At 54.8% G+C, this 25,177-nt stretch carries 24 protein-coding genes; 6 read left to right on the top strand and 18 right to left on the bottom strand.

From position 1 onward, the window contains the following. Positions 1-30 precede the first annotated feature (30 nt). The 4 genes from SR894_RS20940 to SR894_RS20925 all read right to left on the bottom strand — a co-directional run bounded on the left by SR894_RS20940 (position 31) and on the right by SR894_RS20925 (position 5,089). The gene (locus SR894_RS20940; protein WP_223288752.1) at positions 31-483 is read right to left on the bottom strand and encodes a hypothetical protein; all 453 of its coding nucleotides are present in this window, start codon (positions 481-483) and stop codon (positions 31-33) included. After that, positions 470-2,326 carry a site-specific integrase gene (locus SR894_RS20935; RefSeq protein WP_223288751.1) on the bottom strand — a complete coding sequence of 619 codons (1,857 nt, stop codon included), beginning with the start codon at positions 2,324-2,326 and terminating at the stop codon, positions 470-472. The genes SR894_RS20940 and SR894_RS20935 overlap by 14 nt, the downstream gene beginning before the upstream one ends. Next, positions 2,323-3,840 carry a hypothetical protein gene (locus tag SR894_RS20930; RefSeq protein WP_290280177.1) on the bottom strand — a complete coding sequence of 506 codons (1,518 nt, stop codon included), beginning with the start codon at positions 3,838-3,840 and terminating at the stop codon, positions 2,323-2,325. The genes SR894_RS20935 and SR894_RS20930 overlap by 4 nt, the downstream gene beginning before the upstream one ends. 91 nt (positions 3,841-3,931) lie before the next feature. Next, positions 3,932-5,089 (bottom strand): tyrosine-type recombinase/integrase, encoded by a 1,158-nt coding sequence (locus SR894_RS20925; RefSeq protein WP_223288749.1) that lies wholly within the window; start codon positions 5,087-5,089, stop codon positions 3,932-3,934. A 253-nt stretch (positions 5,090-5,342) separates the two neighbouring features. Between SR894_RS20925 and SR894_RS20920 the strand changes: the two genes are divergently transcribed. After that, on the top strand, positions 5,343-5,675 hold the full coding sequence (locus tag SR894_RS20920) for a type II toxin-antitoxin system PrlF family antitoxin (RefSeq protein ID WP_223288748.1): 333 nt from the start codon (positions 5,343-5,345) through the stop codon (positions 5,673-5,675). Between the two features lie 177 nt (positions 5,676-5,852). On the opposite strand, the gene SR894_RS20915 is transcribed toward SR894_RS20920, so the two are convergent. After that, complete coding sequence (locus SR894_RS20915; RefSeq protein WP_223288747.1) at positions 5,853-6,323, bottom strand: OsmC family protein; 471 nt, start codon at positions 6,321-6,323, stop codon at positions 5,853-5,855. Between the two features lie 63 nt (positions 6,324-6,386). On the opposite strand from SR894_RS20915, the gene SR894_RS20910 reads away from it, so the two are divergent. Then, positions 6,387-6,992, top strand: a complete 606-nt coding sequence (locus SR894_RS20910) for a GntR family transcriptional regulator (RefSeq protein ID WP_027957949.1) — start codon at positions 6,387-6,389, stop codon at positions 6,990-6,992. Positions 6,993-7,082: 90 nt separating this feature from the next. On the opposite strand, the gene SR894_RS20905 is transcribed toward SR894_RS20910, so the two are convergent. From SR894_RS20905 to SR894_RS20875, 7 genes are all read right to left on the bottom strand, one after another. Next, positions 7,083-7,583 carry a GNAT family N-acetyltransferase gene (locus tag SR894_RS20905; protein ID WP_223288746.1) on the bottom strand — a complete coding sequence of 167 codons (501 nt, stop codon included), beginning with the start codon at positions 7,581-7,583 and terminating at the stop codon, positions 7,083-7,085. Further along, the gene (locus SR894_RS20900) at positions 7,580-7,867 is read right to left on the bottom strand and encodes a type II toxin-antitoxin system TacA family antitoxin (RefSeq protein WP_223288745.1); all 288 of its coding nucleotides are present in this window, start codon (positions 7,865-7,867) and stop codon (positions 7,580-7,582) included. Before SR894_RS20900 ends, SR894_RS20905 begins: the two co-directional genes overlap by 4 nt. An 86-nt stretch (positions 7,868-7,953) precedes the next feature. Then, on the bottom strand, positions 7,954-8,844 hold the full coding sequence (locus SR894_RS20895) for an ABC transporter substrate-binding protein (RefSeq protein WP_223288744.1): 891 nt from the start codon (positions 8,842-8,844) through the stop codon (positions 7,954-7,956). A gap of 194 nt (positions 8,845-9,038) precedes the next feature. Further along, entirely contained in the window at positions 9,039-11,141 is a 2,103-nt protein-coding gene (locus SR894_RS20890) for a TonB-dependent siderophore receptor (RefSeq protein ID WP_133731881.1), read from the bottom strand. A 157-nt stretch (positions 11,142-11,298) separates the two neighbouring features. Then, positions 11,299-12,297, bottom strand: a complete 999-nt coding sequence (locus tag SR894_RS20885) for a helix-turn-helix transcriptional regulator (protein ID WP_133731880.1) — start codon at positions 12,295-12,297, stop codon at positions 11,299-11,301. A gap of 49 nt (positions 12,298-12,346) precedes the next feature. Beyond that, positions 12,347-14,542 carry a TonB-dependent receptor gene (locus SR894_RS20880; RefSeq protein WP_246638234.1) on the bottom strand — a complete coding sequence of 732 codons (2,196 nt, stop codon included), beginning with the start codon at positions 14,540-14,542 and terminating at the stop codon, positions 12,347-12,349. A 139-nt stretch (positions 14,543-14,681) separates the two neighbouring features. Next, positions 14,682-15,050, bottom strand: a complete 369-nt coding sequence (locus SR894_RS20875) for an accessory factor UbiK family protein (protein WP_223288742.1) — start codon at positions 15,048-15,050, stop codon at positions 14,682-14,684. A gap of 355 nt (positions 15,051-15,405) precedes the next feature. Between SR894_RS20875 and SR894_RS20870 the strand changes: the two genes are divergently transcribed. The 3 genes from SR894_RS20870 (at position 15,406) to glnK (ending at position 17,567) form a co-directional block, all read left to right on the top strand. Beyond that, on the top strand, positions 15,406-15,744 hold the full coding sequence (locus SR894_RS20870) for a P-II family nitrogen regulator (RefSeq protein WP_007112359.1): 339 nt from the start codon (positions 15,406-15,408) through the stop codon (positions 15,742-15,744). A 45-nt stretch (positions 15,745-15,789) separates the two neighbouring features. Continuing rightward, positions 15,790-17,037 (top strand): ammonium transporter, encoded by a 1,248-nt coding sequence (locus tag SR894_RS20865; protein ID WP_133731877.1) that lies wholly within the window; start codon positions 15,790-15,792, stop codon positions 17,035-17,037. A 191-nt stretch (positions 17,038-17,228) separates the two neighbouring features. After that, complete coding sequence (glnK, locus tag SR894_RS20860) at positions 17,229-17,567, top strand: P-II family nitrogen regulator (RefSeq protein WP_007112362.1); 339 nt, start codon at positions 17,229-17,231, stop codon at positions 17,565-17,567. A 202-nt stretch (positions 17,568-17,769) separates the two neighbouring features. On the opposite strand, the gene SR894_RS20855 is transcribed toward glnK, so the two are convergent. Beyond that, entirely contained in the window at positions 17,770-18,546 is a 777-nt protein-coding gene (locus SR894_RS20855) for a ferredoxin--NADP reductase (protein WP_133731876.1), read from the bottom strand. Between the two features lie 180 nt (positions 18,547-18,726). Between SR894_RS20855 and SR894_RS20850 the strand changes: the two genes are divergently transcribed. Then, positions 18,727-19,653 (top strand): LysR family transcriptional regulator, encoded by a 927-nt coding sequence (locus SR894_RS20850; RefSeq protein WP_009286188.1) that lies wholly within the window; start codon positions 18,727-18,729, stop codon positions 19,651-19,653. Between the two features lie 4 nt (positions 19,654-19,657). Here SR894_RS20850 and SR894_RS20845 read toward each other — a convergent pair whose 3' ends face one another. The 5 genes from SR894_RS20845 to phnC form a co-directional block, all read right to left on the bottom strand. Continuing rightward, positions 19,658-21,769: a methyl-accepting chemotaxis protein gene (locus SR894_RS20845; protein ID WP_223288741.1), complete on the bottom strand. Its 2,112-nt coding sequence runs from the start codon at positions 21,767-21,769 to the stop codon at positions 19,658-19,660. 433 nt (positions 21,770-22,202) lie between these two features. Then, positions 22,203-22,631, bottom strand: coding sequence for a host attachment protein (locus tag SR894_RS20840; protein WP_223288740.1), 429 nt, complete (start codon positions 22,629-22,631; stop codon positions 22,203-22,205). A gap of 92 nt (positions 22,632-22,723) precedes the next feature. Further along, positions 22,724-23,533, bottom strand: coding sequence for a phosphonate ABC transporter, permease protein PhnE (gene phnE / locus SR894_RS20835; RefSeq protein ID WP_223288739.1), 810 nt, complete (start codon positions 23,531-23,533; stop codon positions 22,724-22,726). Beyond that, positions 23,527-24,339 (bottom strand): phosphonate ABC transporter, permease protein PhnE, encoded by an 813-nt coding sequence (gene phnE / locus SR894_RS20830; protein ID WP_223288738.1) that lies wholly within the window; start codon positions 24,337-24,339, stop codon positions 23,527-23,529. The genes phnE (SR894_RS20835) and phnE (SR894_RS20830) overlap by 7 nt, the downstream gene beginning before the upstream one ends. Continuing rightward, a complete protein-coding gene (phnC, locus tag SR894_RS20825) occupies positions 24,326-25,123 on the bottom strand; it encodes a phosphonate ABC transporter ATP-binding protein (RefSeq protein WP_223288737.1) in 798 nt (265 codons plus the stop codon). Before phnC ends, phnE (SR894_RS20830) begins: the two co-directional genes overlap by 14 nt. Between the last annotated feature and the right edge of the window lie 54 nt (positions 25,124-25,177).

Raw genomic sequence — 25,177 nt, 5'->3', positions numbered from 1 at the left:
CAAAAATTTGTCGGTCAACAAGAGTACCTTTCAGTAACGAACGTTATTACTGTTACCTTTTTTCGAAGGGAACCCGACCACTTTCTTATTCTCCACGATGGCTCGTAGACGCTGGTTTTCCGCGACTAGACAAGCCATTTCAGAAGCCATGTTTTGATTGAGTTCGCGGGCATGAGCATACTCCTGTCTTAGTTCTCTGTACTTGGCTCTCAGCTCTTTGAGCTCGGTATTCTTCTCATCTCGTTGTACTCGGGCAACCTTATTTCCAGCCTCACGAATACGCTCTGCGAGACCGGGGTGATTGTTGTGAATAGTTGCTCGGCTGACCCCGGCTTCCTCAGCCACCGACTGGATGCTGAGCTTACGCCCCGGCTCGACCACCTTGGGGCGGCCTTTCTCTATACGCACAATGGCCTGACGTATGGCCTTTGCCGTCAATTCGCCCCGTGTGGGGGGTTGGAAAATGTCTTCAGGTGGCGACATCAGCCAGGTCCTCTTCAGTTGCTCCAAGCCCCTTCAGGACCGCCTCGCAGCGCTTGATGTCACGCGCTACCCGTTCGGTTCCTCCAGGCCCAATGTCTGTGAGGTCACGTAACTCGATCTGCTGAGCATAAATACCCTGCCACACAGCCTTACGTGACTCATCGATGACTGCATTGCCACATTCAGCACAACGTGTTTTTTCAACGCCCTGTCCACCGTTGCACCCTCCGGTATCGGCGGTACACCACGCGACACCAGTAGCTCGTAGATGAACCAGAGGGCTGATCGTTTTGGCCATCTCAGCACGATCCTTCTTGGTGGCCAGCGACTCGTTCTTCGTGCGGAAGGCCCTGATGGTTTCGGCGGCACCACCCACCAAAATGGCATCAGGCTCCAGCCAATGCTCCAGAAGATCGGTCTTAATACTCAGTGCAGCCAGGCCCACGCTGTCGTAAAGGTCGGCATCTTGGAGCCGGGACATGGCGTACAAAGTGGTCATGTCTAGCGACCAGTGCTTGAAATGGTCTCGCAGGTAGCGAAGGTCGCCAAAGGCGCTGTGAGCTGCGTACACCGCAAAGGTGCGCCGGAACTGATGCGGCGCAAAGCGCCAATCCAAACCGCACTGGGCAGCAAACGTATTGAGGCGAGTAACCACCGAGTCTATGGAAAGCGTTCCAATCCGATTTTCCTGATTCATGGTGACCGCAAGGAACAAGCGATGAGCATGCTCCTTCAGTCGGGCAATGTCGGGATCTTTCGGACTGCCGGTTCGCAGGTCGAAAATACGTTGCTCCAGTTGCGCTTGTAGCAGACACGCAAGGCGCTCAATCACGGCAAGGGCACGATGGGTAATCTCGGTCACAAGCCATTCACAGGCTCCCGCGCCCGTCTTGTATGAGGTGCCGCGAATCCAGTGGAAGGGCTCACCCTTTTCATCCAGCGTTTTGAACGCGCACTGATTTTCCAGTGAGCACAATTCGGATACGCGGATACCGCTGGTGATCAAGATGATGCACATGCACGCCGCTTGTAGGTGTTGCTCCGCTTTGCGGATGCCGCTTGCCGTCCAGCCGAGTTTTTTCAGGTGCGGTCGAATAAAATTTGGGCTCTGACCCTCTGACTTCCAGCCTTCCACCCGAGCACGAACACTGATGATCTCATCGGCCCGATCCAGCCACTCAACCGCCGACTGGAACATTGGCCCCAATATAGCATCCGGGATGATTTCGGTCTTGGCCTCCTGGTTATTAAGATTGCCTTGCCCCGTCAACCCTGCCAGGTGCTTTGCTGACGATTCTGGCCAAGGGTGCCGCATGGAGTCATCGGACTGCTGACTGAGGATATGGAGCGTCTCTACCACCCAGAAACGACCCTCAAGCGTGCTACCTGAAAGTGGCTGTCCTTTCTGGCCCTTCAGCCCCTTGCAGAAGTCCACATACTGGTGACTGATCAGCGGCGTCACGTCGCTCAGGCGGGCTATGCGATGGTCATGAAGCCAGATCAGGAAAGATGTCACATTCCCTAAAAATTTGCGTGTTGTACTGCCCTTGGGGCGGCTGCGGCCTTCAATCCCGCTCAGCAGGTAATGCGCCGTGCAGGCTTTCAGCGTTTCCCGAAACGCCACGGGCACACGCAAGAAGTTGAGCTTCTTATCGTTATTTTTCGTTCCTGCAGAGAAAAGGCTGTCGGGCAGCGTCCATATATCATCACCGTAGCGACTCAGAACGTGGTAAGAGCCGTCTTCCAGACGCATGCAGGTGATGGCGGCGCTTGGGACGATCGCTCCTGCCTGAACGGCATGCAGGACTTTGAGTTGCTCCGCACGGAATTCGGCTGCGTTCATGCTATATCCTCCAGCCGTTCTGGATCACGCCAGAAGGGGTGCGGATCGACCTTCGCTCGCTGCCTTTGAATGCCCACCAGTTCGGCCTCAAATTGCGGGGTGATCTCCAGGTCGATGATCCGGATGATGTGTCCGTAAACCCGTTTCCACGCACTGCCCCCCATTTCCTGGCGCATCTGAACCAACGTCCAGTAGAGGCTGAAGACACGGTACAGATCATCTCCCGTCACAACGAATGACCGGCAGCGAAAGCAAGCCAGAAACTTCTGGCAGTGCTCGCCGTTCTTGGGTGCGCGCTCACCGTTCAAGGTGTCCCGGCAGCGAGCTACCGGAGTGTTCTGTGTCGGCAGAGACACGACCTTGCCGTGGTTCAACAGTTCTTCTGTCCTGATCTCGCCCATGAGCCGCCAGTCTTTTTCGGCGCTTTCTGGGGCCTCAAGATAATGGTTGTCGGACACCTTCGGGGTGTGACCACCAAGCCTTGCTGTCAGGAAGGGGTCCTGGCCAGACAGGGTAAACAGTCGGTTCTCAAACGTCTTGCGCAGGCGCATGACGTTGAGCTTCAGAGGCTCGCCATCAGCATCAGCTATCTGGTGTCGGTTGAGAAATGCCTTTATGCCGTGGGCGAGTATCCGTTGAGTCAGTCGACACATTTCCCCGGCACTTGTCCCGCGTCGGCTCTTGTAGACAAACAGTAATTCCGGGTAGTTGCTCGCTTGTCGTGGCGTGGCGTTGCGCTCGCGCACAAGATCAATGATGCGGGCCACGTCAGGCAGCGCCGACACCATCGATTCAATGTCAGCGACGCGACGGAGACTCTGGATGTGCGTGGCGTTGCCACGACGTTTGAAGCTGACCAGCACGTATCGATCTGCCTTGATGGGATGGGGCTGAAGGCAGTCGGTCAGGAGTTCCAGCGCGGGGGTTGGGTTGATGCCCGTTCGCGCTGCAATGGACAACAGGCAAACGGCAAGTTCCTGCGAGGTAAGCGGCCCTCTTCCCTTGATAATCGCCTGCATATCGGCTTTCAGCGCCTGCATAACGCTACGGCGCTCGGGTTCGCTCAGGGTAGCCTGGCCCTTCACTGATCGGTTGGAATTCGGGAAAGGATTGCGCGGGAAAATATCTTTGGCAATCCAGCCTGATTGTCCCATCTCGGCCAGAACTGACTTGGTTGAGGTGTACCGATTCTTCTGAGTCGAGAGGCTACCACCCGATTGCCGCAGTTGGGCGATGAAGTGGTCGGTAAATTGCCGGTCAATATCATCCAACCGCAGTTCGCGCCCCAGCGCCGAAGCCATCGTCGCGCAGAACGGCAGAAACGCTGACAGTCCGTTATTGAAATAATTGGCGATGGTCATCGCGCTGAGCGTTTTTCCGCTGCTGTCGGCGCAAGCCTTGGCCATACGATCCAGTGCACGTTGAGTGGCATAGACCACGACATCGCAGCCGTTTCCGTAGTGCCTGGCGAAATCAAGGCTGCGGCAACCCGACGCGTTTTCGGGCAAGGACACGACCATCTGGGCTGGAGGGAGGCTCGTGAGTTCCAGCGTTTCGTCACTGGCGGCTGTGCCAGGGCGGGAGGCTGTCGAGTGGAGTTTTTTTCTAGGCACTGCCAATCTCCCAGCTGATCAGATCGATTTCACTTTGGTAGTCGTTCATCAGCGCGTCCTCAAGCTCCGAGAGGCAGTGCAGGTATTTCTCCGTTGTTGTGACCGAGGCATGGCCCAGTCGGTCGCGTACATACAGCAAGGCATGGGTCTGAGCCTTGGATTGCATCATGGCGTACAGCGTGTGCGTGGCATAGGTATGGCGCAGAATATGGACGTTGAGGTAAGGAATACCGGCAACCTCTCCAGCCTTCTTCACAATACCCAGAAAGGCTGCCCCGTCGTTCGCGTAAGGTTGGCCGGATTCCGTCAGGAACAAAACGGACTGGCGCTGCCCCGAAATGCTCTCATGCTGATAGCGACGGTCCAGGACGTATTGCCAGAGGGCTTCCATCACGGTGCGGGGCACGTCGATCCCTCTGGGCTGATTGCCCTTGATGGTCATATCGCGTGGATCAAGATTGACCCGGATGAATGAACGGTGCTTGGTGTAAGTCGCCGGATTGATCACGTATTTCAGCGGAAACGTAGCCAGCTCCTCTCGGCGCAGCCCAGTCGTGAGCGCTAATCGGACGATCAGCTTGTGCGTGGGGTTGGTGATGGCATTCAGGAGATCGACCGATTGATGCTTGCTCAACACCCGAATGACGGTTCGCGGCGTCTTCAGCATGATGTCTGGGCTCGTTTGCTTCCCACCACTCGCATCGACATGAGCCAGGAACCCTTTCGGTTGTCTCACCGTGATCGTTTCCATGGCATACGGAACAGTCGTCACCCAACCACTGTTGGCGGCATACCGATAAAAGGCGCAGAGGAGTCGTAGCCGGGCATTCACCGTTGCTGCAGCAAGGCTCCCTCCCTCAGGACTCAGGTTCCAATCCCGAAACTCCGCCAGGATCGTAGCTTCCCGGTCATTGCCCACATCTCGCCAGTCAATGCCATTTACCTCGCACCAGCCAAAGAACTGATACAACGCTTTCCCGTAAGTAACCCACGACTTCTTGGATTGAACCCTGCCACGCTTGATCAGGTGCGCTATGCAAAAGTCCAGCGCTTCCTCAACGACCTTCCCCTCCTTGGAAATAAGGATTGGAAAGCCAGAGTAGCTTAGGCCGTTGAGTTTGAATTTGTTGGTGCTGAAGAAGAGGTCCATGTTGTGACTCTAGCACGATGTATCACTATGACTAGCGGGAATCATTGCACTCCCTCGCTGTTGTTTGCTAAAAGCTTTAACCCAATGTAAGTGGAAGCTAGTTAATCTTAAGTACTTAACCTATCGTAATTAAGAACGCTTTGGTAGCGCTTAAGGGGTGGGTTTAAAATAGTTGGGGTAGCTTGTCGAAGTAATGCGGCTGACTCAACATATTACGCATCACTTTTGCATTGCCACTAAGCGGAGAGCGATGATGAGCACTCCCATTGAAGAATACTCTACTCTGACGGATCGCTATCAAACGACCATTCCAGCATCGATTCGTCAGGCACTAAAGCTGAAACGCCGAGACCGTATCCACTATGCCTTACGCTCGAATGGTGAAGTGGTGCTTTCCCGTGCCATTGATGAGGCCAAGCACGACCCTGTGCTGGTCAACTTTCTTAACTTTCTGGAGCGCGATCTTCTGGTGCATCCAGAGAGCATTCGTCCTGTTACCGCAGGTAGTTTTGTCGAGGTCGAATGTCTCATCGCAGGCATTGAGGTAGACCTCGAAGAGGTGCTGGAAGAGAATGATGACGAATGAAATCTCTAGCGGTGAATGGATGGACAATCTATGCCCATCCGATGTTTTGGGAAAAACCGAAATGCTCGCCGCGAAGGTGAAACGGCTGTAAAGATCCCATCGTCAATTCGGCCAACGCGGAGACGAGCAGAGTCGAACGGTTGATCAAGCATCATTCAGTCGTGGAAATGCTATTAATTAGCTTCCCTCTGTAGTGAAGGTGGGCTCGTAGTTCACAGGAAAATTTATTGATCGTGCAATAAAGCAAACCTCATGTATCCGGTGGTGGATAGCTTCTGCAGCTTGTAAATCAGTCCCTGCCTTCACCGTTATTTGAGGACGCAAAGTAGCGGATGAAAAACGCCCTGCTCCTCCTCGTCCGACCTTTCCTAGCCCGACAGGGTCATCTGCATAAGATGTAACCACGATGCCTTCATCGGACGCATAATGCAGATACCAGAGCATATGGCAGGCAGACAATGCTGATAGCAAAAGGTCTTCTGGATTCATTTTTGTTGGATCACCACCTAGAAGTGGGTCATTAGAACAGTGAATGACAGACTTACCAGCTATGGAAATATCCCAAGTCCGATCAAAATCGTGGTAGCCAGTCGTACCGTTCCCACGACTTCCAGTCCAAACAACATGTGAAGAATATTCATGACCCATGGTTTTGTCTCTTGGTTTTGATATTATGTATACATGTATACACTTGCATTGGAGGGAATGACAATGGGTCTTGTCGAAAAAATTCGAATGGAAATTTTAGAAGGGCGGTATGCCCCTGGATCGATGCTGCATCAGGCTGCGCTTGCCGCTAAATATGAGGTCAGTCGTATACCTGTGAGAGATGCTTTACAGGCTCTTGCCACGGAGAAGTTAGTCCATGTCATTCCTGGAAAGGGAGCCCGTGTCATCTCTTTAACGTCTGAAGAGTTAGATGAGATCTATGACCTTAGGGTTACACTTGAGTGCGACCTTCTTGAGCGCGCTATCTATCTAGCAAATAATAGTGATCACACGGAAGTTAGCTATGCACTCAAAAAGTCATCACTGGAAGCGGGACGCCCGGGATGGCAAACAGGAGATTGGCAATTTCACCGAGCGCTTTACTTGCCAGCGCGTAGACCGCGTCAGCTAGCCATTGTCGAAGAGTTGCGGACTAGCTGTGCCTTGTATGCTAGCAATTATGAAGATTTATCATCAGAAACTAACCGCTGGTTAGATGATCACGAGGCAATCGTTCGTGCGTTTGTAAATGGTTTGAGCGAAGAGGCCAGCTCCATCCTACGCAGTCACATTATCGCTTCACGCGCTAAGTTAGGTTCTAGTGGCTAAGTATAGGCTTTGTCGGAGAGGAAGTTTAATGGAAGGAAAACATACGCTAAGACGATTTGGCTACTACTAATAAATTCTCAGGCAATACATTCAGATGGATTTAAGCGGAAGGAATAGACGTTGGCTGTCTGAACTGAGAAGCGAGAAACCAAACTGTTCATAAAAGCGCTGTGCTCGCTCATCAATAGCGTCGACTACCATGGCGTAAATGGCGATCTCATCGCTGACAGCCAGCGTTCGCTTAATGGCATCGACCAGCAGCATTTTCCCCACCCCGTGGGCCTGGGCGCCTTTATTAACCGCTAACCTGCCGAGCAGGGCCGCCGGGATCGGGTGCCGCGGGAGTTTACGCGCGAGGTCTTGGGGCAATTGACCGAGTTCAATCGACAGCGTGGAGAGCGTGTAATAGCCCACAATGCTCGTTGGTTGCTCCACCATTGTTGCCACAAATACCCGACTGACACGACGCTTCACATCAAGGCGCGCCTGTTTTTGAATGTAGTTATCCAGTGAGGGTACGCCGCAGTGAAACCCTGGCCTGTAGTGATCGCTGTTCAGTGGTCGTATGACCAGGTTTGTATCATCGGTCATTGGCTAGTGACACGCCGATCATGCTCCTCGAAAGCGGCTGCCAGTTTTTTGTTGAAGATAAACGGCTTATCCAACGCATGGAAAAAGGCTTCAGCGTCTTGGCTGTTTAGACTCATGGCTTCATGCGCATGAATAGTTTGTTCGGCATGCGCCAACGCGCTGGTCAGGATGAAATTGCTGACGGTTTTCCCTTCGAAGCTTGCAGCGCGTTCAAGCGCCATTTTGGCGCTATGTTTCAACCGGAGATTAATACGCTCTTGTTTGGCATCGGTGGCTACGTTCATGACGGATTCCTGATGTGGTTCAACTGAAGTAAATGTACGTCAAAATGGTGCCTTTTTCAATTTTATGTGATTGAGGTATCCGTGGGCTAAAACGCTAAATCCGCTGGCGCTGCTTCTAGCGCCGTCGTCAGCTTCCGGGCAAAGCGCTGGGCGGAGGGGAGTGCGCCGAAGCTCCATACCGGCGGCAGGTGTACTATCCTGCCATGCCTGACGCTGGGAAGCTGCTGCCAAAGGCCGCTTTTGGCAAGCTTCTCCTCGACTCCGGTGGGCAGCGGGTCGATGATCACCATCGTTGCTTCTGGGTAGCGCGCCAGCGCTTCAATCCCCACCAGCGCAAATCCCCAGGCATTCGTGGCTTGATCCCAGGCATTGGGGAGGTCGAGCTGCTCCAGTACGGCGTTGTATAAGCTGTTTTCCCCAAATACCCGCACGTGACGGGCATCCATAAACTGCACCATCAGCAGCGGCGCGGTTTCTGACGGTGAGTGAGGGCGGGATTCGCGCAGGCTAGTCATCAAGGCCTGGGTTTCTTCAATTAGCTCTTCTGCTTGGGGCTGGCGCTCGGTTAATTCGCCTAGCTGGCGGGTCAGGGTTTGCATCTCCTGCCAGGTATCGGTGCCGGGCGAGTAGAGCGAGAACGACGTGACGGGGGCTATTCGCTCCAGACGCGGCGTTAAACCGGCAAACATGGGCGAGATAAGTATCTGTTCTGGCGGTACCTGGGCCAGCAGTTCTAAATTGGGCTGGGTACGTAGACCCATATCGGTGACGCTGTCGGGTATATGGGGCTCGCCTACCCAGGCATGGTAATCACTTTGCTGAGCAATGCTGCTAACCGGTGCATCAATCGCCAGCAATGTTTCGGCAATCGTCCAGTCCACCGTTGCCCACTGGGCATGGGCGGTTGATAGGTGCAGCATACAAACGGCAAATAGCCCGCAGCGCGCGAGCAAAGAGAACAGGTTGGTGTGGCGCATGGTGGTGAGAGGCCATCCAGAAAATAAGGGCTGTATTTAAACGATAATATTTATTGTTTGCAAACCTGCATTCAAGAAAAAAAGCCCAGGTACAGTGGCCTGGGCAGGTTAGGTTGCAATTAATTAATAATGCTTAGATAAAGGCTTAGACCAGTGCTTAGATAATGGCTTGAACCGTCGCCTAGCATGAGCGTTTAGAAACGGTAGTGAACACTGGCGGTGACGCCACGTTCGGCTCCGAAGTAGCAGTACTCCAGGGAGTTGCAGGAGGCCACGTACTCTTTATCCAATAGGTTGTTCACGTTTAAGCGTGTTTCGACACCATCTACGCCGAGTTGGCTGAGGTCGTAGCCGATGGTGGCATCCACCAGGGTGTAGTCGGGCACGGTTTCGGTGTTGGCCCGGTCAGCGGCGATATCCGCGTAGTGACGCACGCCGACACCCATATCTACGCCATTTAGCCAGCCCTTGTTGGCCTCGTAGTGGCCCCAGAGCTGCACTTGGTGCCGTGGGGAGTAAATCGCGTTGTTGCCCTGGTTGCCATCATCGCTTTTGACGTAGGTGATGTCGGTGAAGCTATAGCCTGCCTGAACCGAGAGGGTATCCGTTAGCTGGGTTTGCGCTTCCAGCTCCAGCCCTTGGGATTCGATCTCCCCTACAGCGCGGTATGGGTCGGTGGGCTGCTCTTTGGTGGCGACGTTCTCCTGGCTGATATGAAACAGCGCCGCACTGTATTGGCTTTGGCTACCATTAGGCTGGTATTTAATGCCGGTTTCCCACTGTTCGCCCTCCATGGGCTGGAGCAGATCGCCACTCTCATCCACGAAACTGGTGGGGGTGAACGCGGTGGAGTAGCTCAGGTAGGGGGCTACGCCGTTATCGAACAGGTAGACCACCCCGGCGCGGCCACTGAACTGGGTGTCGCTGAGGGAGCTGGTATCACCGCTGTCGCGGTTGGCATTGTCGATATTCACCCAGTCGTAGCGGCCGCCCAGAGTGAAGCGCCAGTTATCGAGGGCTATCTGGTCTTGCAGGTAAATCCCGGTCTGATCGATCTCATGGCGTTCGCGTATAGGGGCGTAAAACTCGATGGGGTCGCTGCCATAGACGGGGCTAAAGGCATTGAGCGGCTGGAAATACCCCGATGGCCATGACACATCGTTTTCCCGCTGCTGGTAATCAACCCCGAACAGCAGCGTGTGATCCATAAAGCCGCTACTGATGTTGGCTTCTAGCTGGTTGTCGAGCGTCCAGGCTTCCAGCGATTCATCGCTGCCGGAGTAGTAGCGGGTGAGTTCGTCAGATTCCGGTGATACCCAGCCAAAGCCGTAGACCTGATTGAGCACCACGTCGGAATTGAGGTAGCGCATCAATTGGCGGCCAGTCACTTGGTCATTGAAGCGGTGCTCAAGGGCGTAGCCGAACATGCGCTGAGTGCGCTCATAGGTGTCGAAATCCTCTTCACCATCAAAGAAGTTATTGCTGATTTTGCGCCCGTTATGGGCGACCACGGCCCCCTCATAGGGTACGCCGGAGTGGTAGCCGCCTTCGGGTTCATCCTGTAGGTAGGCTTCTACGGTTAGGCTGGTGTCATCGGTGATATCCCAGGTGAGCCGGGGCGCAATGGCATAGCGTTCCTCTTCTGCCGGGCCAAACTGGGTATCCGCGGCGCTGGCAATACCGGTCAGGCGAAAGGCCACCCGTTGCTCTTCGCCAATAGGCCCGGTGAGGTCAAAAGCGGCGCTGCGTTGGTTGTTATTGCCGACCCGGAAACGCAGCTCACCGCCCTGTTCAAACTCTGGCCGCTTACTGTTCAGGGCCACCACACCGCCAGGGGAGGCGCGACCATAGAGCACCGAGGCGGGCCCGCGCACCACTTCAATGCTCTCCAGAAACCATGGGTCAATGCGCATGCTGCTATGGGAGTTGGCATCGCCCATCACTTTCAGGCCATCCAGGAAGGTATTGCTCAAGCTGCCGTCAGAAAACCCGCGCAGTACCAGGTAGTCGAAGCGATTGGAGGCGCCGACCTGATTGCTGTAAACACCGGGTGTGTAGTCGGTGGCGCGCTGCACGGTACTTACGCCGCGGTTATCCATCTGTTCGCGGGTAATCGTGGAAACGCTCTGGGGTATTTCGATCGTCGGCGTTTCCACTTTGGTGGCAGCCTGCTGGGCAGTCACCGTGACGGTGGCTAACTCGGTGCTTTCTTGAGCGTATAGCGGAGAAACAGCCAGTGCCGAGAGAACGGCGGCGCTAAGCGGAGAGCGTAGAAAGCGGTGATGGGGGATGAACATGGAGGCACCTGCAATAAGCATCAATTAACTAATGTGGTAATGAGAATTATTGCGCTTAATGGCGATTGAAAGGTATGCGCAATGACAAAAGGCGTATGGGTGCTGTCAAAAAACGCCCAACAGAGGAACTTAGCGCCCCAAAAACAACCCGCGGCTTTTAATGACGATGGAAAACTTCGTGGGGCGCAATGCCAAAAGCGCGCTTAAAGGCGGTGGCAAAATTGGTGGCGTGGCGGTAGCCACAGGCGTGAGCGGTTTGCTGCACGCTATAGCCTTTGCGTAAGTACGCTTGAGCTTGGGTCAGGCGACAACGTCGTAGATAGTCGAATATCGAGCAGCCGTAACAGCGGTGAAATTTGGTGCGTAGGCTGCTCGGGCTCATCGCGGCGTTGCGGGCCAACTGCTCAAGCCGATAATCCTGGTTGGGGGAGTGTTCGAGCTGCTGACGCAAGCGCTCTAGGCGTTGGTAGTCCCGCTGGGTTAGGCCCGACCTCAGGCTAACTGCTTTACCTTCGTCGCTGGATTCATGGGAGGCAGCTGGCAGCCCATGAGCTAATAACTGGAGCGCGAGCCCCTGCCATAGCAGGCGCTGGCGCTCTACTGACCAGTTCGAAGCCAGTGCTGCCTCCAGACTATTAATAAGGAAATGCGGCACCTGCCAGGTATGCAGTACGGGTGTTGCCGAAGGGGCAACATTGATAGGCGAACAGTTAATGGACGAGAAAGAGGGCAGCTCTGTGCAAGCCAGAAGCGATACGTTGAGAATGCGCAATCGTTGTGGCGCGGGCTGGAAGACCTCAAGCCCGGTCTGCTCGTTGAAATGCGCGCTGAAAGCGTCGCCAGCCTGCAACTGAAACGACTGGTGCCCTAGGCCGACTTGGATATGGCCTTCGAGTATCACGCTGAGAAACCACGGCGTGGCACGCCTGGAAGTGGAAGCGTAAGCGTGCAGGACATCAAGATCAGAGTGTGTCACGCGAAGTGTGGGGTCTATCTCGACGTCCATTACTCGCCCGCGGGCAACACAAAGCGCTGGCTGGGAGCGGTCGGGCGCTTCGGGAAAGCGGTAGTCGATCCCGAAGCGCTGACCAATAGCCAGCAGGTCATGGGTGGTGATTGGTACGCAAGATGGCGTTATCGAGCCGAGTGTAGCCATCCCCGTTACCTCACCCTTGAGCGGTTGTCAGCGAGCAGCGAACCAGCACTCAGTACGCCATCGACCAGTTCAGGGTGTAAGTGCGCCCGCGGCCCTGGTAGTCGTAGAGGTACTCTGGGCCGTAGTAGGGCGAATAGAACATGGCGGCTCGTTGTCCCCAGACGGTGGAGTACTGATCATCCAGCAGGTTCTGCACGCCCAGGCTTAAGGTGCCAAAATTGGTTTCCTGGCTGAGCGATAAGTCGAGGGTGGTATTGCCATCGATCTCCCGGTCGGCATCGTCTTTTAAGTCGAAGTTGTGGTTGGCCTGCAAGCGAGCTGAACGTACATAGTCCGTCCAGCCAATAAAGGCGGTGGCTGAAGAGAGCGAGGCATAGCGGGCGTCACGTTTCTCCCACTCCCCTTGGTCGTTCTCCTGCTCGGAACGCACCAGGTGCAGAGTGCCCCCGGCCTCCAGGCCATTATCGAAGTAACGGGTCACGGCGCTTTCCAGGCCGAAGTCGCGCTTCTTCTCATCCACAACGCTGACGCTTAAATCCTCGGCGTTCTCTACTGCCTTGTCCGACCAGGCGTAGTAAAGCGCTGTTTGGGCCGTCCAGTTGCCCCCCTGGTAGCGCCAGCCTAGCTCTACTTGATCTGTCTCGATGGCAGATAACGGGTTGTTATCGACACTGACGTCGGGGCTCTTGCCGTAGTATTTGGCGGGATCTGGCAGTTCGAAGCCCTGGCTAAACTGCAGCCAGTTCTGGTGTCCGTTGCGGTAGTCGTAGAGGGCGCTGGCATTGAAGAGCGTCGCTTCGTAGTCATTCTTGCCGCCAGGAATCCCTTTAAATTCATCCACCTCGACGTCCATATGCTGCTGCCGCAACCCTGCGGAGAGCTTGAGCGCCTGGGTGGCCTGCCAGTCGCCCTGGAGGAAGCCTGAAAGCCCGTCTACCTGATAACCGGGGTAGCGGGGTTCAACCCCTGATGCCTGCTGAACCAGGCCGCCGGAGGCATCCGAGATGTCGGTATCGAACAGCATCTGGCTGGCATCGAAGGTTTCACGATCCAGATCGAGGCCGTAAGTTAGCGAAACGTCATCACCCAGGCGCGATTCAAACAGCGCTTTGATGCCGCTTAAATCGGTGTTTTGCTGTGAGGCGCGAAATTGCAGGCCGTCGGCGACTGGGTAGGGAAAGGCCTGGAAGCTGGACTCCTCCTCGCGGTGAAACGCCTGCAGGTAGAAGTTTTGCCCCCACAGGTTGGCGTGGTGATAGTTGACGTTGACGAGCTTACGGTCGGTTTCCGGATCGCGCTGTGAACGGTAGCCATCGCGAATTTCGGCATCGTTCAAGTTGGGCGTGGCCGCGTCGAGATTGGGAAAATAAACACCCCGATCACCTTCATAGCCTGAACGGTACAGCTGGGCGCCCAGCTCCAGGCTCTGTTCATCGGTCAAACTAAAAGAGAGATTGCCCAAAACATCAATGCTGCGATTGTCCTGCAGGTCGGTCTGGGCGATATCGGGGAATATTTCCTGGCCGCTGCCGTCATAGTGGCGGCCGTTGTCACCAATGGCGGTACCCAGATAGCCTTGAACCCGCTCATTGCCGCCGCTGATCGATTGTGACAGACGCCGATCCATATCATCGCTGTTATTGAAGCCAGAGGTGATGCCAGCTTCGGTACGCCAGTTCAGGCCTTCTTCACCTTTGCGGGTAATGATATTGATCAAGCCCCCCGTCGCACCGCCGCCATACAGGCTGCTGGCGCCGGAAAGCACCTCCACGCGCTCAATATTGAAGGGATCAATGGCATCGAACTGTCGGGAAAGCCCCCGGGAACTGTTTAGCGACACACCATCGATGAGCACCTGCACGCCCCGGCCACGCATGTTTTGCCCATAATTGGTGCGCCCTTGAGGCGCTAGATCCAGCCCCGGCACCAGATGCCCCAATGCTGTCTTTAGGTCTGCACCATTGCGGGTCTGCTGTTGCAGCATCTCTTTATCAATGACCCATACAGCACCCGGAATCTGGCTGATCTGGCTGGGGGTACGCGACCCTACGACCACCATGGTGTCGTCGGCGCTGGCGCTAGACGAAGTACCAGAGGCAGTGTTTTGGGCGGAAACGCCGTTGGAGAAGCTCAGTAACAGACCTGTGCCAATAAGACTCGATAGTGAAACAAACGACGGCGAAGAAAACGGCTTTGTAAAAGGCAGCTTTGCAAAAGACAGCTTTGATAATGACGGGGCGTGCATAGTGAACAATCCGCAGACGGTAAGGAAATCAAAGGCGGAGAGTATCACCACGAAAAACAAAGTCAACGATAGTGATTCGTATTTATTTTGAGGCGTGTGCAGCAATAGGCCATCGCCCTATTGCTGCTGCTAATGAAGCTTAAACGTTATCGGGTTTGTTCTTCTCTTCTTCTGCATCTGATTCCGGCTCATGCGGCTCTGGAACCGGTGGAGCTTCTGCTTCTAATGGCGTGGCCGTTGTTGGCGTGGGCATTGTTGAAGCAGAGGCCTCAACGGCGGCTTCAAGGCTAGCGACTTGACGCTCCAATGCCTCTACCCGTGAACGGGTGCGCTGTAGTACGTCCATTAAAATGTCGAAATCCTCCCGTGAGACAAGCTCCAGGCGGTCAAAGGCGCCACGCACGACTTGCTGCACGCCCTTCTGAATATCTTCCGGCGCCTGGGAGGCGTTTTGTAAACGGTCGCCAATCTGCTGGGCCAGTCGGCTGATGCGGTCTTGAGGCGCCATAGCTGCTCTCTCCTAATAACTCGCTAAATGAACATATTTAAAAGTGCTTACCGGTAAGGATACGCAACAGTTGGCGAATTCGCATGTATCGCGTGATTTTACTGCTTACGCATGGTTTGCATCGAAACAGAGCAGGCAACTTTTGCTTACGCTCTTTTTTGGTGCAATAGCGGTGGCATGGCATTGGATTTCCTCGGATTTAGCCCTGAAGACCACTATGGGTGGCGGCTAATCAACTGACTTATAAGTAAAAAAAGACAGCTGGCACAGTATGCGCATTATCAGTTCAGGTGCTTATTCTGGCGGCTGTGCCGCTACCAATCTAGCAGGACTTATCCAGCAGGGGAGATCCGGGATGAAACTCATCACCGCTATCATCAAGCCATTTAAGCTCGACGACGTTCGTGAGGCACTGGCCGACAACGGCGTTCAGGGCATTACGGTCACTGAAGTTAAAGGTTTTGGCCGTCAGAAAGGGCATACCGAGCTGTATCGTGGCGCGGAGTACGTGGTCGACTTTCTACCCAAGGTAAAAGTGGAAGTGGCCGTAGATGACGCCCGTTTAGAGAGCGTATTGGATGCGATCTGTAGTGCGGCTAACAGCGGCAAGATCGGTGACGGCAAGGTGTTTGTGACACCGCTTGAAGACGTTATTCGGATTCGGACAGGCGAGCGCGGTGCGGACGCCGTTTAACGCTGCTTTTTCGGATCATTTCTATAGTTCAACGGGGAACTTACAATGAATGAGTTGACTGATCTGAGCTACGCGCTCGATACGTTCTACTTTCTAATTTGCGGTGTGCTCGTCATGTGGATGGCGGCAGGCTTCTCCATGTTAGAAGCGGGCTTGGTACGCTCCAAAAACACCGCTGAGATCCTGACCAAGAATATCGCGCTGTTCGCCATTGCCTGCACCATGTATTTGCTGGTGGGCTACTACATCATGTACTCCAGCAGCGCTGGCGGCTTCCTGCCCAATCTGGGGTTCTTGATTGGCGCTGAAAACAGTGTGGATGCGGTGACTGCGGGCGGCGATGACGCGCCTTACTACTCCATGCGTTCTGACTTCTTCTTCCAGGTCGTGTTCGTGGCAACCGCCATGTCGATTGTGTCGGGTGCCGTGGCTGAGCGTATGAAACTGTGGGCCTTCCTGGCCTTTGCTGTGGTCATGACCGCATTTATCTATCCGGTGTCTGGCTACTGGACTTGGGGTGGCGGCTGGTTGTCTGAAGTGGGCTACTCGGACTATGCGGGTTCAGGCATTGTGCACCTTGCCGGTGCGGCGGCTGCGCTAGCGGGTGTGATCGTGCTCGGCCCACGTAAAGGCAAATACGGTAAAGACGGTTCTATCCACGCTATTCCTGGTGCCAACATGCCGCTGGCAACGCTGGGTACCTTCATCCTGTGGATGGGTTGGTTCGGTTTCAACGGCGGCTCTGAGCTCAAGCTGGCGGCTGTCGATTCTGCAAACAATGTGGCGCAAGTATTTGTAAACACTAACGCTGCTGCTGCGGGTGGTGTGATTGCCGCCTTGATCCTGGCCAAACTGTGGTTCCGCAAAGCGGATCTGACCATGGCGTTGAACGGTGCACTGGCAGGTTTGGTCGCCATTACTGCTGATCCACTCTCCCCGACTGCGCTGGGTGCCACTATTATTGGTGCCGTTGGCGGCATCATCGTAGTAGCTGCCATCGTTACCCTCGATAAACTGAAGTTGGATGATCCGGTCGGCGCGATCTCGGTTCACGGCGTTGTGGGTATCTGGGGCGTGCTGGCAGTACCGTTGACTAACGACGGGGCGTCGTTTGGTGCCCAAGTCATCGGTATCGCCGGTATCTTCGGTTGGGTCTTCGTGGCAAGCCTGGTGGTATGGCTCATCCTGAAAGCCATCATGGGCATCCGGGTTAGCGAAGAAGAAGAGTATGAAGGCGTAGATATCGCTGAGTGCGGTCTTGAAGCCTATCCCGAATTTGGAATTAAGAAGTAAATAGCGGCATTAAGAAATAATTTAATGCTGAACTAGTGAGCTGGCGTGCTCCTTATGGCCTCCCCTTAGTGGGAGGCTTTTTTATTCTCTGCCGATAGCGGTGTATGCTGATGGTTAGCGGTTACCGGTTGCGACATTCGCTTCCGTTCAACCCGTCCCCCATCACGGCCACCCAGTTAGAGGATATGGTAATGAAATTGATCACAGCGATTATCAAGCCGTTTAAGCTCGACGATGTACGCGAGTCGCTCTCCGATATCGGCGTTCAGGGTATTACGGTGACGGAAGTGAAAGGCTTTGGGCGACAGAAAGGGCATACCGAGCTGTATCGTGGCGCTGAGTATGTGGTGGACTTCCTACCCAAGGTGAAGCTGGAAGTTGCCGTGGACGATGACATGGCCGAGCAGGTGATTGATGCCATCACCCAGGTGGCGAACACGGGCAAAATCGGCGACGGCAAAATCTTTGTGATGCCGCTGGAGCAGGTGATTCGTATCCGTACTGGTGAGACGGGCAAAGATGCCGTCTGATAGGCAGATTAGGCATTAAAAACCCCCGCCGCTCGGTTGAAATACTCAAGCCGAGCGGCGGGGGTTTTTATCATCTGCGAAGAGTGCCTCATGCACCCTCATGGGTCGCGAGCTAAAGCTCCCTCCCACTGGAGTAGCTACCTGGATGGCAGAGAAAATTCCACACTGTGAGGAGAAGGCGATTTTGTCTTATTTCTCAACCTTATTTCTCAACAAAGGCGCGCTCAATGACGTAGTCGCCCGGTTCGCCCATGCGCGGCGAAATATTAAGGCCCAACTCGTCAAGTAGCGCGCTGGTATCGTCCAGCATGGCAGGGCTGCCGCAGATCATCGCGCGATCCTGACGTGGGTCGATGGGCGGTAGGCCGGTATCTTCAAACAGCTTGCCTGAGCGAATATGGTCGGTCAGGCGTCCCATGGTGTGGAACTCTTCCCGCGTAACGGTGGGGTAGTAGACCAGCTTTTCAGCGATGTCTTCACCCAGGTATTCATGGGCTGGCAGCTCTTTGGTGATGAAATCGGCGTAGGCCAATTCAGAAACTTCCCGTACGCCGTGAACCAGCACGACTTTCTCGAAGCGCTCGTACACCTCAGGATCCTGGATCAAACTCATAAACGGCGCCAAGCCGGTACCGGTGGAGAGCATGTAGAGGTTACGGCCCGGCAGTAGGTCATCGCATACCAGCGTGCCAGTGGGCTTGCGGCTGACCATGATCTGATCGCCTACTTTCAGGTGCTGAAGGCGTGAAGTGAGCGGGCCGTCGGGTACCTTAATGCTGAAGAACTCAAGATGGTCTTCGTAGTTGGGGCTGGCAATGGAGTAAGCGCGCATCAGCGGTTTGCCGTTCACTTCCAAACCAATCATCACAAACTGACCGGTTTTGAAGCGCAGGCTGCGTTCGCGGGTGGTGCGGAAGCTGAACAGGGTATCGTTCCAGTGATGAACGCTAAGCACTTCTTCCAGAGCAAACTTACTCATGCCGTTTTCTCCATTAGTCGATGCTGGCGCTAGTCCGCATCGGTCATATTCTTAAAAAGAATAAAAATGATTAAATATGTTGCCAGCAAGTCTAAGCAAAGGGTGGTATATCTGTTAAGCGAATTATATTGATAACGGTTATCTGAAAAATAGATATAGATCAAATAAAGGCTAGTCTCTATGCACTACACCCTGCGGCAGTTGGAAGTCTTTGTGGCGGTTGCTCAGCATGAGAGCGTCTCCCATGCGGCGCGGGCGCTGGCCATGTCTCAGTCGGCGACCAGCACGGCGCTTGCGGAGCTTGAGCGGCAGTTCGACTGCCAACTGCTGGATCGGATTGGTAAACGCTTAAAACTCAACGCGCTGGGGTTTCAGCTGTTGCCCAAAGCGGTGGCGCTGCTAGATCGCGGGGAAGAGATTGAAGAGCTTCTACGAGGCCAGAAAGGGGTTGGCTCGCTGGATGTAGGGGCCACGCTGACCATCGGTAACTACCTCGCCACGCTGCTGATCAGCGACTTTATGCAGCGCCACCCCGGCAGCCGGGTACGCTTGGCGGTGCGCAATACGCGCCATATTATCGAAGGCGTGCGCCAGCACTCGCTGGATCTAGGCTTGATCGAGGGGCAGTGCGACGATGACATGATCATCAGCCAACCCTGGGTGGAAGATGAGCTGTGCGTGTTTTGCTCGCCGCGACACCCACTAGCAGGTCGCGAGCACCTTGAGCTTGAGCAATTGCTGCGTGAAGATTGGATAATGCGTGAAGAGGGTTCCGGTACGCGTATGACCCTAGAGCATGCCGCCCGCCACCGCCGCAGCCGGTTTAACACCCTGCTAGAGCTCGAGCACACGGAAGGCATTAAACGCGCGGTGGAGTCAGGACTGGGGATCGGCTGTGTCTCGCGCCTGGCGTTACGCGATGCCTTCCGGCGCGGCAGCTTGGTGCCGCTGCCCACGCCGGAGTTGGATCTAAAGCGTCAGTTCACGTTTATTTGGCACCGGCACAAATACCTCACCACCGGCGTGCGCGAGTTTCTGCGCCTGTGCCGTGAGATGACGGCTGGGGCCAAGCGCAGTGACGATATAGCGCTGCCGCCGATTCCTTAATTCCTCAAAACGATGGCAACGCTTTGGCAGACTTTAACGTTAGCGGAGCCGGTGGGTGTTGAGACAGTTTGAAGCTGCCTATGGTGACCGCTAAATGGTCGGCTTGCTCTTTTAACTGCTCGGCAGCGGTAGTGGACTCTTCCACCATGGCCGCGTTCTCCTGGGTCATGCGATCCAGCTCCGCGACGGCGATGTTGACTTGTTTGATGCCTTCGCTTTGCTCGCTGGTGGCGGCGTTGATCTCCTCCAGAACATCGGTCACGCGGGTAATATGCGCCACGATCTCCTTCATAGTAGACCCAGCATTACGCACCAACGTGGTGCCGTTATTGACCTTGCTTTGGGAATCCTCAATCAGTTTCTGGATATCGTTGGCCGCTTCGCTGCTGCGCCCTGCCAGCTTGCGTACCTCGTCGGCCACCACGGCAAAGCCGCGACCATGCTCACCCGCCCGGGCAGCTTCCACTGAGGCGTTGAGCGCCAACAGGTTGGTCTGGAACGAAATGCTGTTCATTAACGTGACGATTTCACCGATCTTGTCCGACGCGTGGGTAATGTCTTCCATGGTAGTGACCACATTCGCCACGACTTGCCCGCCTTCTCTGGCTACTTCTGAAGCGGTCTGAGACAGTTTGTTGGCTTCTTTGGCCGAGGCCGCCGTGTGCTGAACCGTGCTGGTGATTTCCTCGATCGAGGCAGAGGTCTGCTGCAGGCTTGCGGCTGCATTATCGGTGCGGCGAGACAAGTCCTGGCCGCCCATGGCGATCTCATTGGCCGCGTGGTGAACAGATTCACTACTGGTGCGTACATCAACCAGTACATCGTGGATCTTGACCGCAAAGGCATTGAACTGAATCGCCAGCTCTGCCCCTTCGTCACGCCCACGCACCGGTAGCCGCTGGGTTAAGTCGCCATCTCCAGAGGCGATCTCGCGCATGCGATCGGCCAGTTGTTTCAGCGGGCGAGAGATGCTGTTTCCCAGCAGCCAACTGGCAATCAGACCCAAAAAGGCGATCACCAGACCCATGCCAATCATACCGAGTGTCGAAGTCTCACGTTGGCTTTGCATTTGCTCTTGTAAGTTATTTAGACCGGCAAGCACGGCGCTTTCAGGTAGCCGGATCATCAATACCCAGGGGTTACCACTCTCATCAATGGAAAAGGGCCAGTAAAGTTCGGTCATGCCCTGCTCTGTGTCGAGCCTGCGCACCTTCTCGCCTTGCTGTGCTTGAGCGATGCCAGCCTGAAGGTCAGCATCGAGCACGTTTTCAACATGTTTGCCTAGCAGGTCAGGCGAGCTGGTATAGGCCGCCAGAGCACCTTGGGAAGCGATCAGCGCGATTTCTCCAGCGCCGTCATAGAGCGATGCATTGGCCTCTTCCAGCAGACTCTGAATAAATTCAACAGACAGGTCGACGCCGGCGCTGCCGCGAAACTCATTGTCTACCAGGATGGGCGCATTAAACGAAGTAACCAGTAATGTCTCGCCGTTATAATCGTATAGGTGGGGGTCGACAACACAGCTACGCTTCGTTTCTTTGGTGCATAGATAGTACTCCCCGCGCCGGATTCCATCAGCATCGCGCTCTTGGTTTTCCATGTCGCTGCCCAGCGCCAAAACTTCAATATCGCCGCTTTCGGTGCGATACCACCAGGGCATAAAGCGGCCGTCAGGGCCATAACCTTGATCTTCGCGCCCGGTATAACGTGCATCACTACCAAAGGCGTTAGGCTCCCAGCCAATAAAAGCATCAAGTAGTTCGGTATTATCCACAACGGTTTGACGCACAAGCAGCGAAAGCTCGCGGCGACTCATGGTCATTAAAGGCCGCCCGTTTTCGTCCTCCTGACCTATCATGGCATTGGTGTTAGCCAAGCTAGTGGCAAGGGTTAGAGCGTGTTCGAGCTCTCCTTTGATTTCTTCGGTTTGGGCGGAGGCGATCGCCGTCAGGCGCGCTTCGATGTTGCGTTCGAGCAATTCCTTCGTCTGACTTTCAACCAGCGCCTGGGAGCGCGCGTTGGCAATCACTGAATAGATGACAAGCGCAGCCACTACTAACAAAATACACCCCCCGACGAGGGTAGTTATTAACGTACGGACAGATTTAAAGTGCATTTTTGTTATCTCTCACTATGCGCGGTAGCCACATATTGCGGCAGGGGAGTAGGCACCATAAGATGGCCACTTAGGTGCACTGAGCTGCTTGACAGAGGGAAGGAAGCTAGGACTCTGGCCAAGTGGTTAGCTTGCTCGTTCAATTTTTTAGTAGCGGGAGTTAACACTGCGGCACTGTGATGACGCGTTATTTGTTGGCTATTATTGTTTTTTACGGTGATGTGAGTAGCAGTGTCGTTAATCACCAGGGCGGTAGGAATCGTTACTACTGCGGCCAAGTGGGTGCTTGCTCGGAGGGTCGATATCATAGTCGCTCTCTGGGTCGAAGTTTGTATCCGCGCGTTGCGACCGCACAAGATAAAAGGGAGGCCATTTAGCTATCGACGAGAGCGACTTTATCTTTAGTACTAAAGTTTAAATATCGTTGAAAAGGTTAGCGTAGGTCGCTAACCGCATGTTGGATGTCGTTCAGTGAGGCTTTACTGAGGTCTTTTGAGAGGGAGTGAATAACAAGCTTTTGTGTGGGGCCATCAAGCTTATCCCGTAGTAGGCCTAAAAATTTGGGTGGCGCGACCATAATCAGCTTCTCCATACTATTGTCTACTCGAGCGCTATAAAGTCGCTGAGCGACCTCTTTCGCAAACAGCTCATTTTCGTGCTTACTAGCCGTCCCCTCTTCGCCAGCCGAGCGCGAGGTAGTGGACATCGACTCATGCACATCGCCTCGACCATCGGTGACCAAGTCACCTTCATGCAGCCGTCCTTCTGCGTGAACCAGGCTCTCTTGCTCCGCCAGCGTTAAGGCATCTCGGGTAAAAATACGTGCGCGAGCGGCGTCGGCTACCACGATATAAGTTGTCATCGCTGTGCATACTCCATGTCGTTGATGGTCATCTAACCATGGCAAGCGTTTGGCGTTAGGTCAAACGCTTGCCATGGCTTGAACAAGCTGGGTTACAGCACCTTGCTACGCAGCAGGCTGGTGACGGCTTCACCAATCAGCACCAGCACAATAATGGCAATCAAAATGGTTGCTACGGTAGGCCAGGCGAAGGTATCAATCGCTCCCTGTAAAATAACGCCGATCCCCCCGGCGCCCACTAGCCCTAGCACGGTCGATTCGCGGATATTGATATCCCAGCGCAGAATGACGATGGCAAAAAACGCGGGCATGACTTGGGGCACAATCGCGTAAGCGACCACTTTGGCCTTGGAAGCCCCGGTGGCCTCCATGGCCTCTACCGGTCGCCGGTCAATCTCCTCTATCGCTTCACCCATTAGCTTGCCGATAAAGCCAATGGAGCGAAACACGATGGCGAGAATGCCCGCAAGCACGCCAGGGCCAAAAATTGCCACGAAAAGCAACGCCCAGATAATGGTATTTACCGAACGGCTGGAGACCAGAATGAAGCGGCCCAGCCACAGACAGGCCCGGTTAGGCGTGGTGTTCTGGGCAGCAATGTAGGCCACCGGTAGCGCCAAAAAGATGGTTAAGAAAGTGGCCAGCGTAGCGATATGCACAGTCTCGATCAGCGCTGCGATAATACCGTTCAGCCCAGCCGGGCTGGGCGGCCACATGCGTGCCCCAAGTCCAGAAATTTGATTGGGCGCATCCCATACCCACGGCCAGAAAATATCAATATCGCGTACTGCCCATACCACCACCATCAAGGTGGCTAAAAGTACGCCATAACGGATAAGGCGCTGTTTGCGGTCGTAGCGTTGCCAAACCCGGTCGGCAAGCTGCTGTGCGTGATCTACCATATTTTTTTCCTTACCCAGCCGCTGACACCTTCGCTGAGCAAAATGACCGCGATGATAATGAGCAGAATCGCAAAGGCGAAGTCGTAGTCGTAGCGCCCAAAGGCGTTCATCAGCGTGCCGCCAATACCGCCTGCACCGACAATCCCGACCACCGCCGAGGCACGTAGATTACTGTCAAGTTGGTACATGGAAAGCCCTACTTGGCGTGGCAGTATCTGGGGAAAAACGGCATAGAACAGAATTGCTACATACCCGGCCCCAGCGGCTTTCATGGCCTCTACCTGACCCCAGTCAATCTCTTCTATCTCTTCGGCAAGCAGCTTACCCACGAAGCCGATTGAGTAGAGCGTTAAGGTGAGAATGCCCGCTAGCGGACCAAACCCAACGGCGGCAACAAATAGAATGGCGACAATCACCGGGTGAAAGCTGCGCGACACAATAATCACTGCCCGGCCAATGACATAGATGGGCATTGGGGCAATATTACGGGCCGCCATGACGGCAAACGGGATCGATAGAAAAACCCCTAACAGGGTAGCCAAAATGGCGATCTGGAAGCTCTCTTTAAAGCCCGTTAAAAGCAACTCGTAGCGCTCTAGGCTAGGTGGAAAACCGCCGCTAAAAATGCGTGCTGCGCGGGGCAGCCCTTCAGAGATCCGCGCCCAGTTGAACGGCAGTGAACCGAAGGCCCAGACCAGATAAACCACGGCAACTACGATTAACCCATAGCGTAGCAACGGGTTGGCAATAAACGGCGGTTTTCTCCAGGTGCGTGGCGCCGTTGAAGGGGGCTCAGGCGGAGTCATGGGAGCGCTCCTCCGCTGGCGTATCGGTAATTGCATCGTCCGGCGCTTCAATGCCACCGTAGATGGCGTCTAACGCGTCTTTATTGAAATCGGCAGGCAACCCATCAAAGATCATCTTGCCGTGGCGTAGACCCACAATGCGTTCGGTATAGGTTTTGGCCTGAGCAACGTTGTGGATATTAATCAGCACCGGCAGCGACAGCTCGCTGGCCAGGCTTTGCAGTAGAATCATGATTTGTTCAGAGGTGCGTGGGTCAAGCGAGGCGGTGGGTTCATCGGCCAGCAGTACTTCCGGTTCCTGCATCAACGCACGCACAACGCCTACCCGCTGGCGCTCACCGCCGGAAAGCTCATCAGCGCGCTTGTTGGCGTAGTGGGCAATACCGACTCGCTCCATCAGCACAAAGGCGCGCTCGATATCGGCCTGGGGGTAGCGGCGTGAGATCGCTTGATAGAGATTGACGTAGCCTAATCGCCCGGCCAGCACGTTCTCCATTACCGTTAATCGGTCGAGCAGGTTAAAGCCTTGGAAAACCATACCTATTTTGCGTCGGGCACGGCGTAGGTCGCCGCCTTTCAGGTTTACCAGCTCATTGCCATTGAGCTTGATCGAGCCCGAGGTTGGTTCGACCAGGCGATTGATACATCTCAGCATGGTGCTTTTACCTGCACCCGAGGCACCTACGATAGAAACAACGCTGTTTCCCTCTACCTTGAGGTCAAGCCCTTTCAGCACGGCTTCATCGTGGCCATAGCGTTTGACCAGATTGGTAATTTCCAGCATGTGTCCGCTTCCATCGTCGAGACAATAACCGCACCGCCGGCGGCGGTGCGCTAC

The organism is Vreelandella neptunia (assembly GCF_034479615.1).
Taxonomy (GTDB): Bacteria; Pseudomonadota; Gammaproteobacteria; order Pseudomonadales; family Halomonadaceae; genus Vreelandella; species Vreelandella neptunia.
This window is presented reverse-complemented; position numbering and strand designations above follow the sequence as displayed.

What these genes read in the sequence shown, in the direction of transcription:
- SR894_RS20880 (WP_246638234.1), bottom strand. Translation starts at nt 14,542, where the DNA reads ATGCACGCCCCGTCATTATCAAAGCTGTCTTTTGCAAAGCTGCCTTTT.
- SR894_RS20865 (WP_133731877.1), top strand. Translation starts at nt 15,790, where the DNA reads ATGAATGAGTTGACTGATCTGAGCTACGCGCTCGATACGTTCTACTTT.
- SR894_RS20875 (WP_223288742.1), bottom strand. Translation starts at nt 15,050, where the DNA reads ATGGCGCCTCAAGACCGCATCAGCCGACTGGCCCAGCAGATTGGCGAC.
- SR894_RS20885 (WP_133731880.1), bottom strand. Translation starts at nt 12,297, where the DNA reads ATGGCTACACTCGGCTCGATAACGCCATCTTGCGTACCAATCACCACC.
- SR894_RS20855 (WP_133731876.1), bottom strand. Translation starts at nt 18,546, where the DNA reads ATGAGTAAGTTTGCTCTGGAAGAAGTGCTTAGCGTTCATCACTGGAAC.
- phnE (WP_223288738.1), bottom strand. Translation starts at nt 24,339, where the DNA reads ATGACTCCGCCTGAGCCCCCTTCAACGGCGCCACGCACCTGGAGAAAA.
- SR894_RS20920 (WP_223288748.1), top strand. Translation starts at nt 5,343, where the DNA reads ATGAGCACTCCCATTGAAGAATACTCTACTCTGACGGATCGCTATCAA.
- SR894_RS20895 (WP_223288744.1), bottom strand. Translation starts at nt 8,844, where the DNA reads ATGCGCCACACCAACCTGTTCTCTTTGCTCGCGCGCTGCGGGCTATTT.
- SR894_RS20915 (WP_223288747.1), bottom strand. Translation starts at nt 6,323, where the DNA reads ATGGGTCATGAATATTCTTCACATGTTGTTTGGACTGGAAGTCGTGGG.
- SR894_RS20935 (WP_223288751.1), bottom strand. Translation starts at nt 2,326, where the DNA reads ATGAACGCAGCCGAATTCCGTGCGGAGCAACTCAAAGTCCTGCATGCC.
- SR894_RS20905 (WP_223288746.1), bottom strand. Translation starts at nt 7,583, where the DNA reads ATGACCGATGATACAAACCTGGTCATACGACCACTGAACAGCGATCAC.
- phnE (WP_223288739.1), bottom strand. Translation starts at nt 23,533, where the DNA reads ATGGTAGATCACGCACAGCAGCTTGCCGACCGGGTTTGGCAACGCTAC.
- SR894_RS20840 (WP_223288740.1), bottom strand. Translation starts at nt 22,631, where the DNA reads ATGACAACTTATATCGTGGTAGCCGACGCCGCTCGCGCACGTATTTTT.
- SR894_RS20850 (WP_009286188.1), top strand. Translation starts at nt 18,727, where the DNA reads ATGCACTACACCCTGCGGCAGTTGGAAGTCTTTGTGGCGGTTGCTCAG.
- SR894_RS20910 (WP_027957949.1), top strand. Translation starts at nt 6,387, where the DNA reads ATGGGTCTTGTCGAAAAAATTCGAATGGAAATTTTAGAAGGGCGGTAT.
- SR894_RS20870 (WP_007112359.1), top strand. Translation starts at nt 15,406, where the DNA reads ATGAAACTCATCACCGCTATCATCAAGCCATTTAAGCTCGACGACGTT.
- SR894_RS20900 (WP_223288745.1), bottom strand. Translation starts at nt 7,867, where the DNA reads ATGAACGTAGCCACCGATGCCAAACAAGAGCGTATTAATCTCCGGTTG.
- glnK (WP_007112362.1), top strand. Translation starts at nt 17,229, where the DNA reads ATGAAATTGATCACAGCGATTATCAAGCCGTTTAAGCTCGACGATGTA.
- SR894_RS20845 (WP_223288741.1), bottom strand. Translation starts at nt 21,769, where the DNA reads ATGCACTTTAAATCTGTCCGTACGTTAATAACTACCCTCGTCGGGGGG.
- SR894_RS20940 (WP_223288752.1), bottom strand. Translation starts at nt 483, where the DNA reads ATGTCGCCACCTGAAGACATTTTCCAACCCCCCACACGGGGCGAATTG.
- phnC (WP_223288737.1), bottom strand. Translation starts at nt 25,123, where the DNA reads ATGCTGGAAATTACCAATCTGGTCAAACGCTATGGCCACGATGAAGCC.
- SR894_RS20925 (WP_223288749.1), bottom strand. Translation starts at nt 5,089, where the DNA reads ATGGACCTCTTCTTCAGCACCAACAAATTCAAACTCAACGGCCTAAGC.
- SR894_RS20890 (WP_133731881.1), bottom strand. Translation starts at nt 11,141, where the DNA reads ATGTTCATCCCCCATCACCGCTTTCTACGCTCTCCGCTTAGCGCCGCC.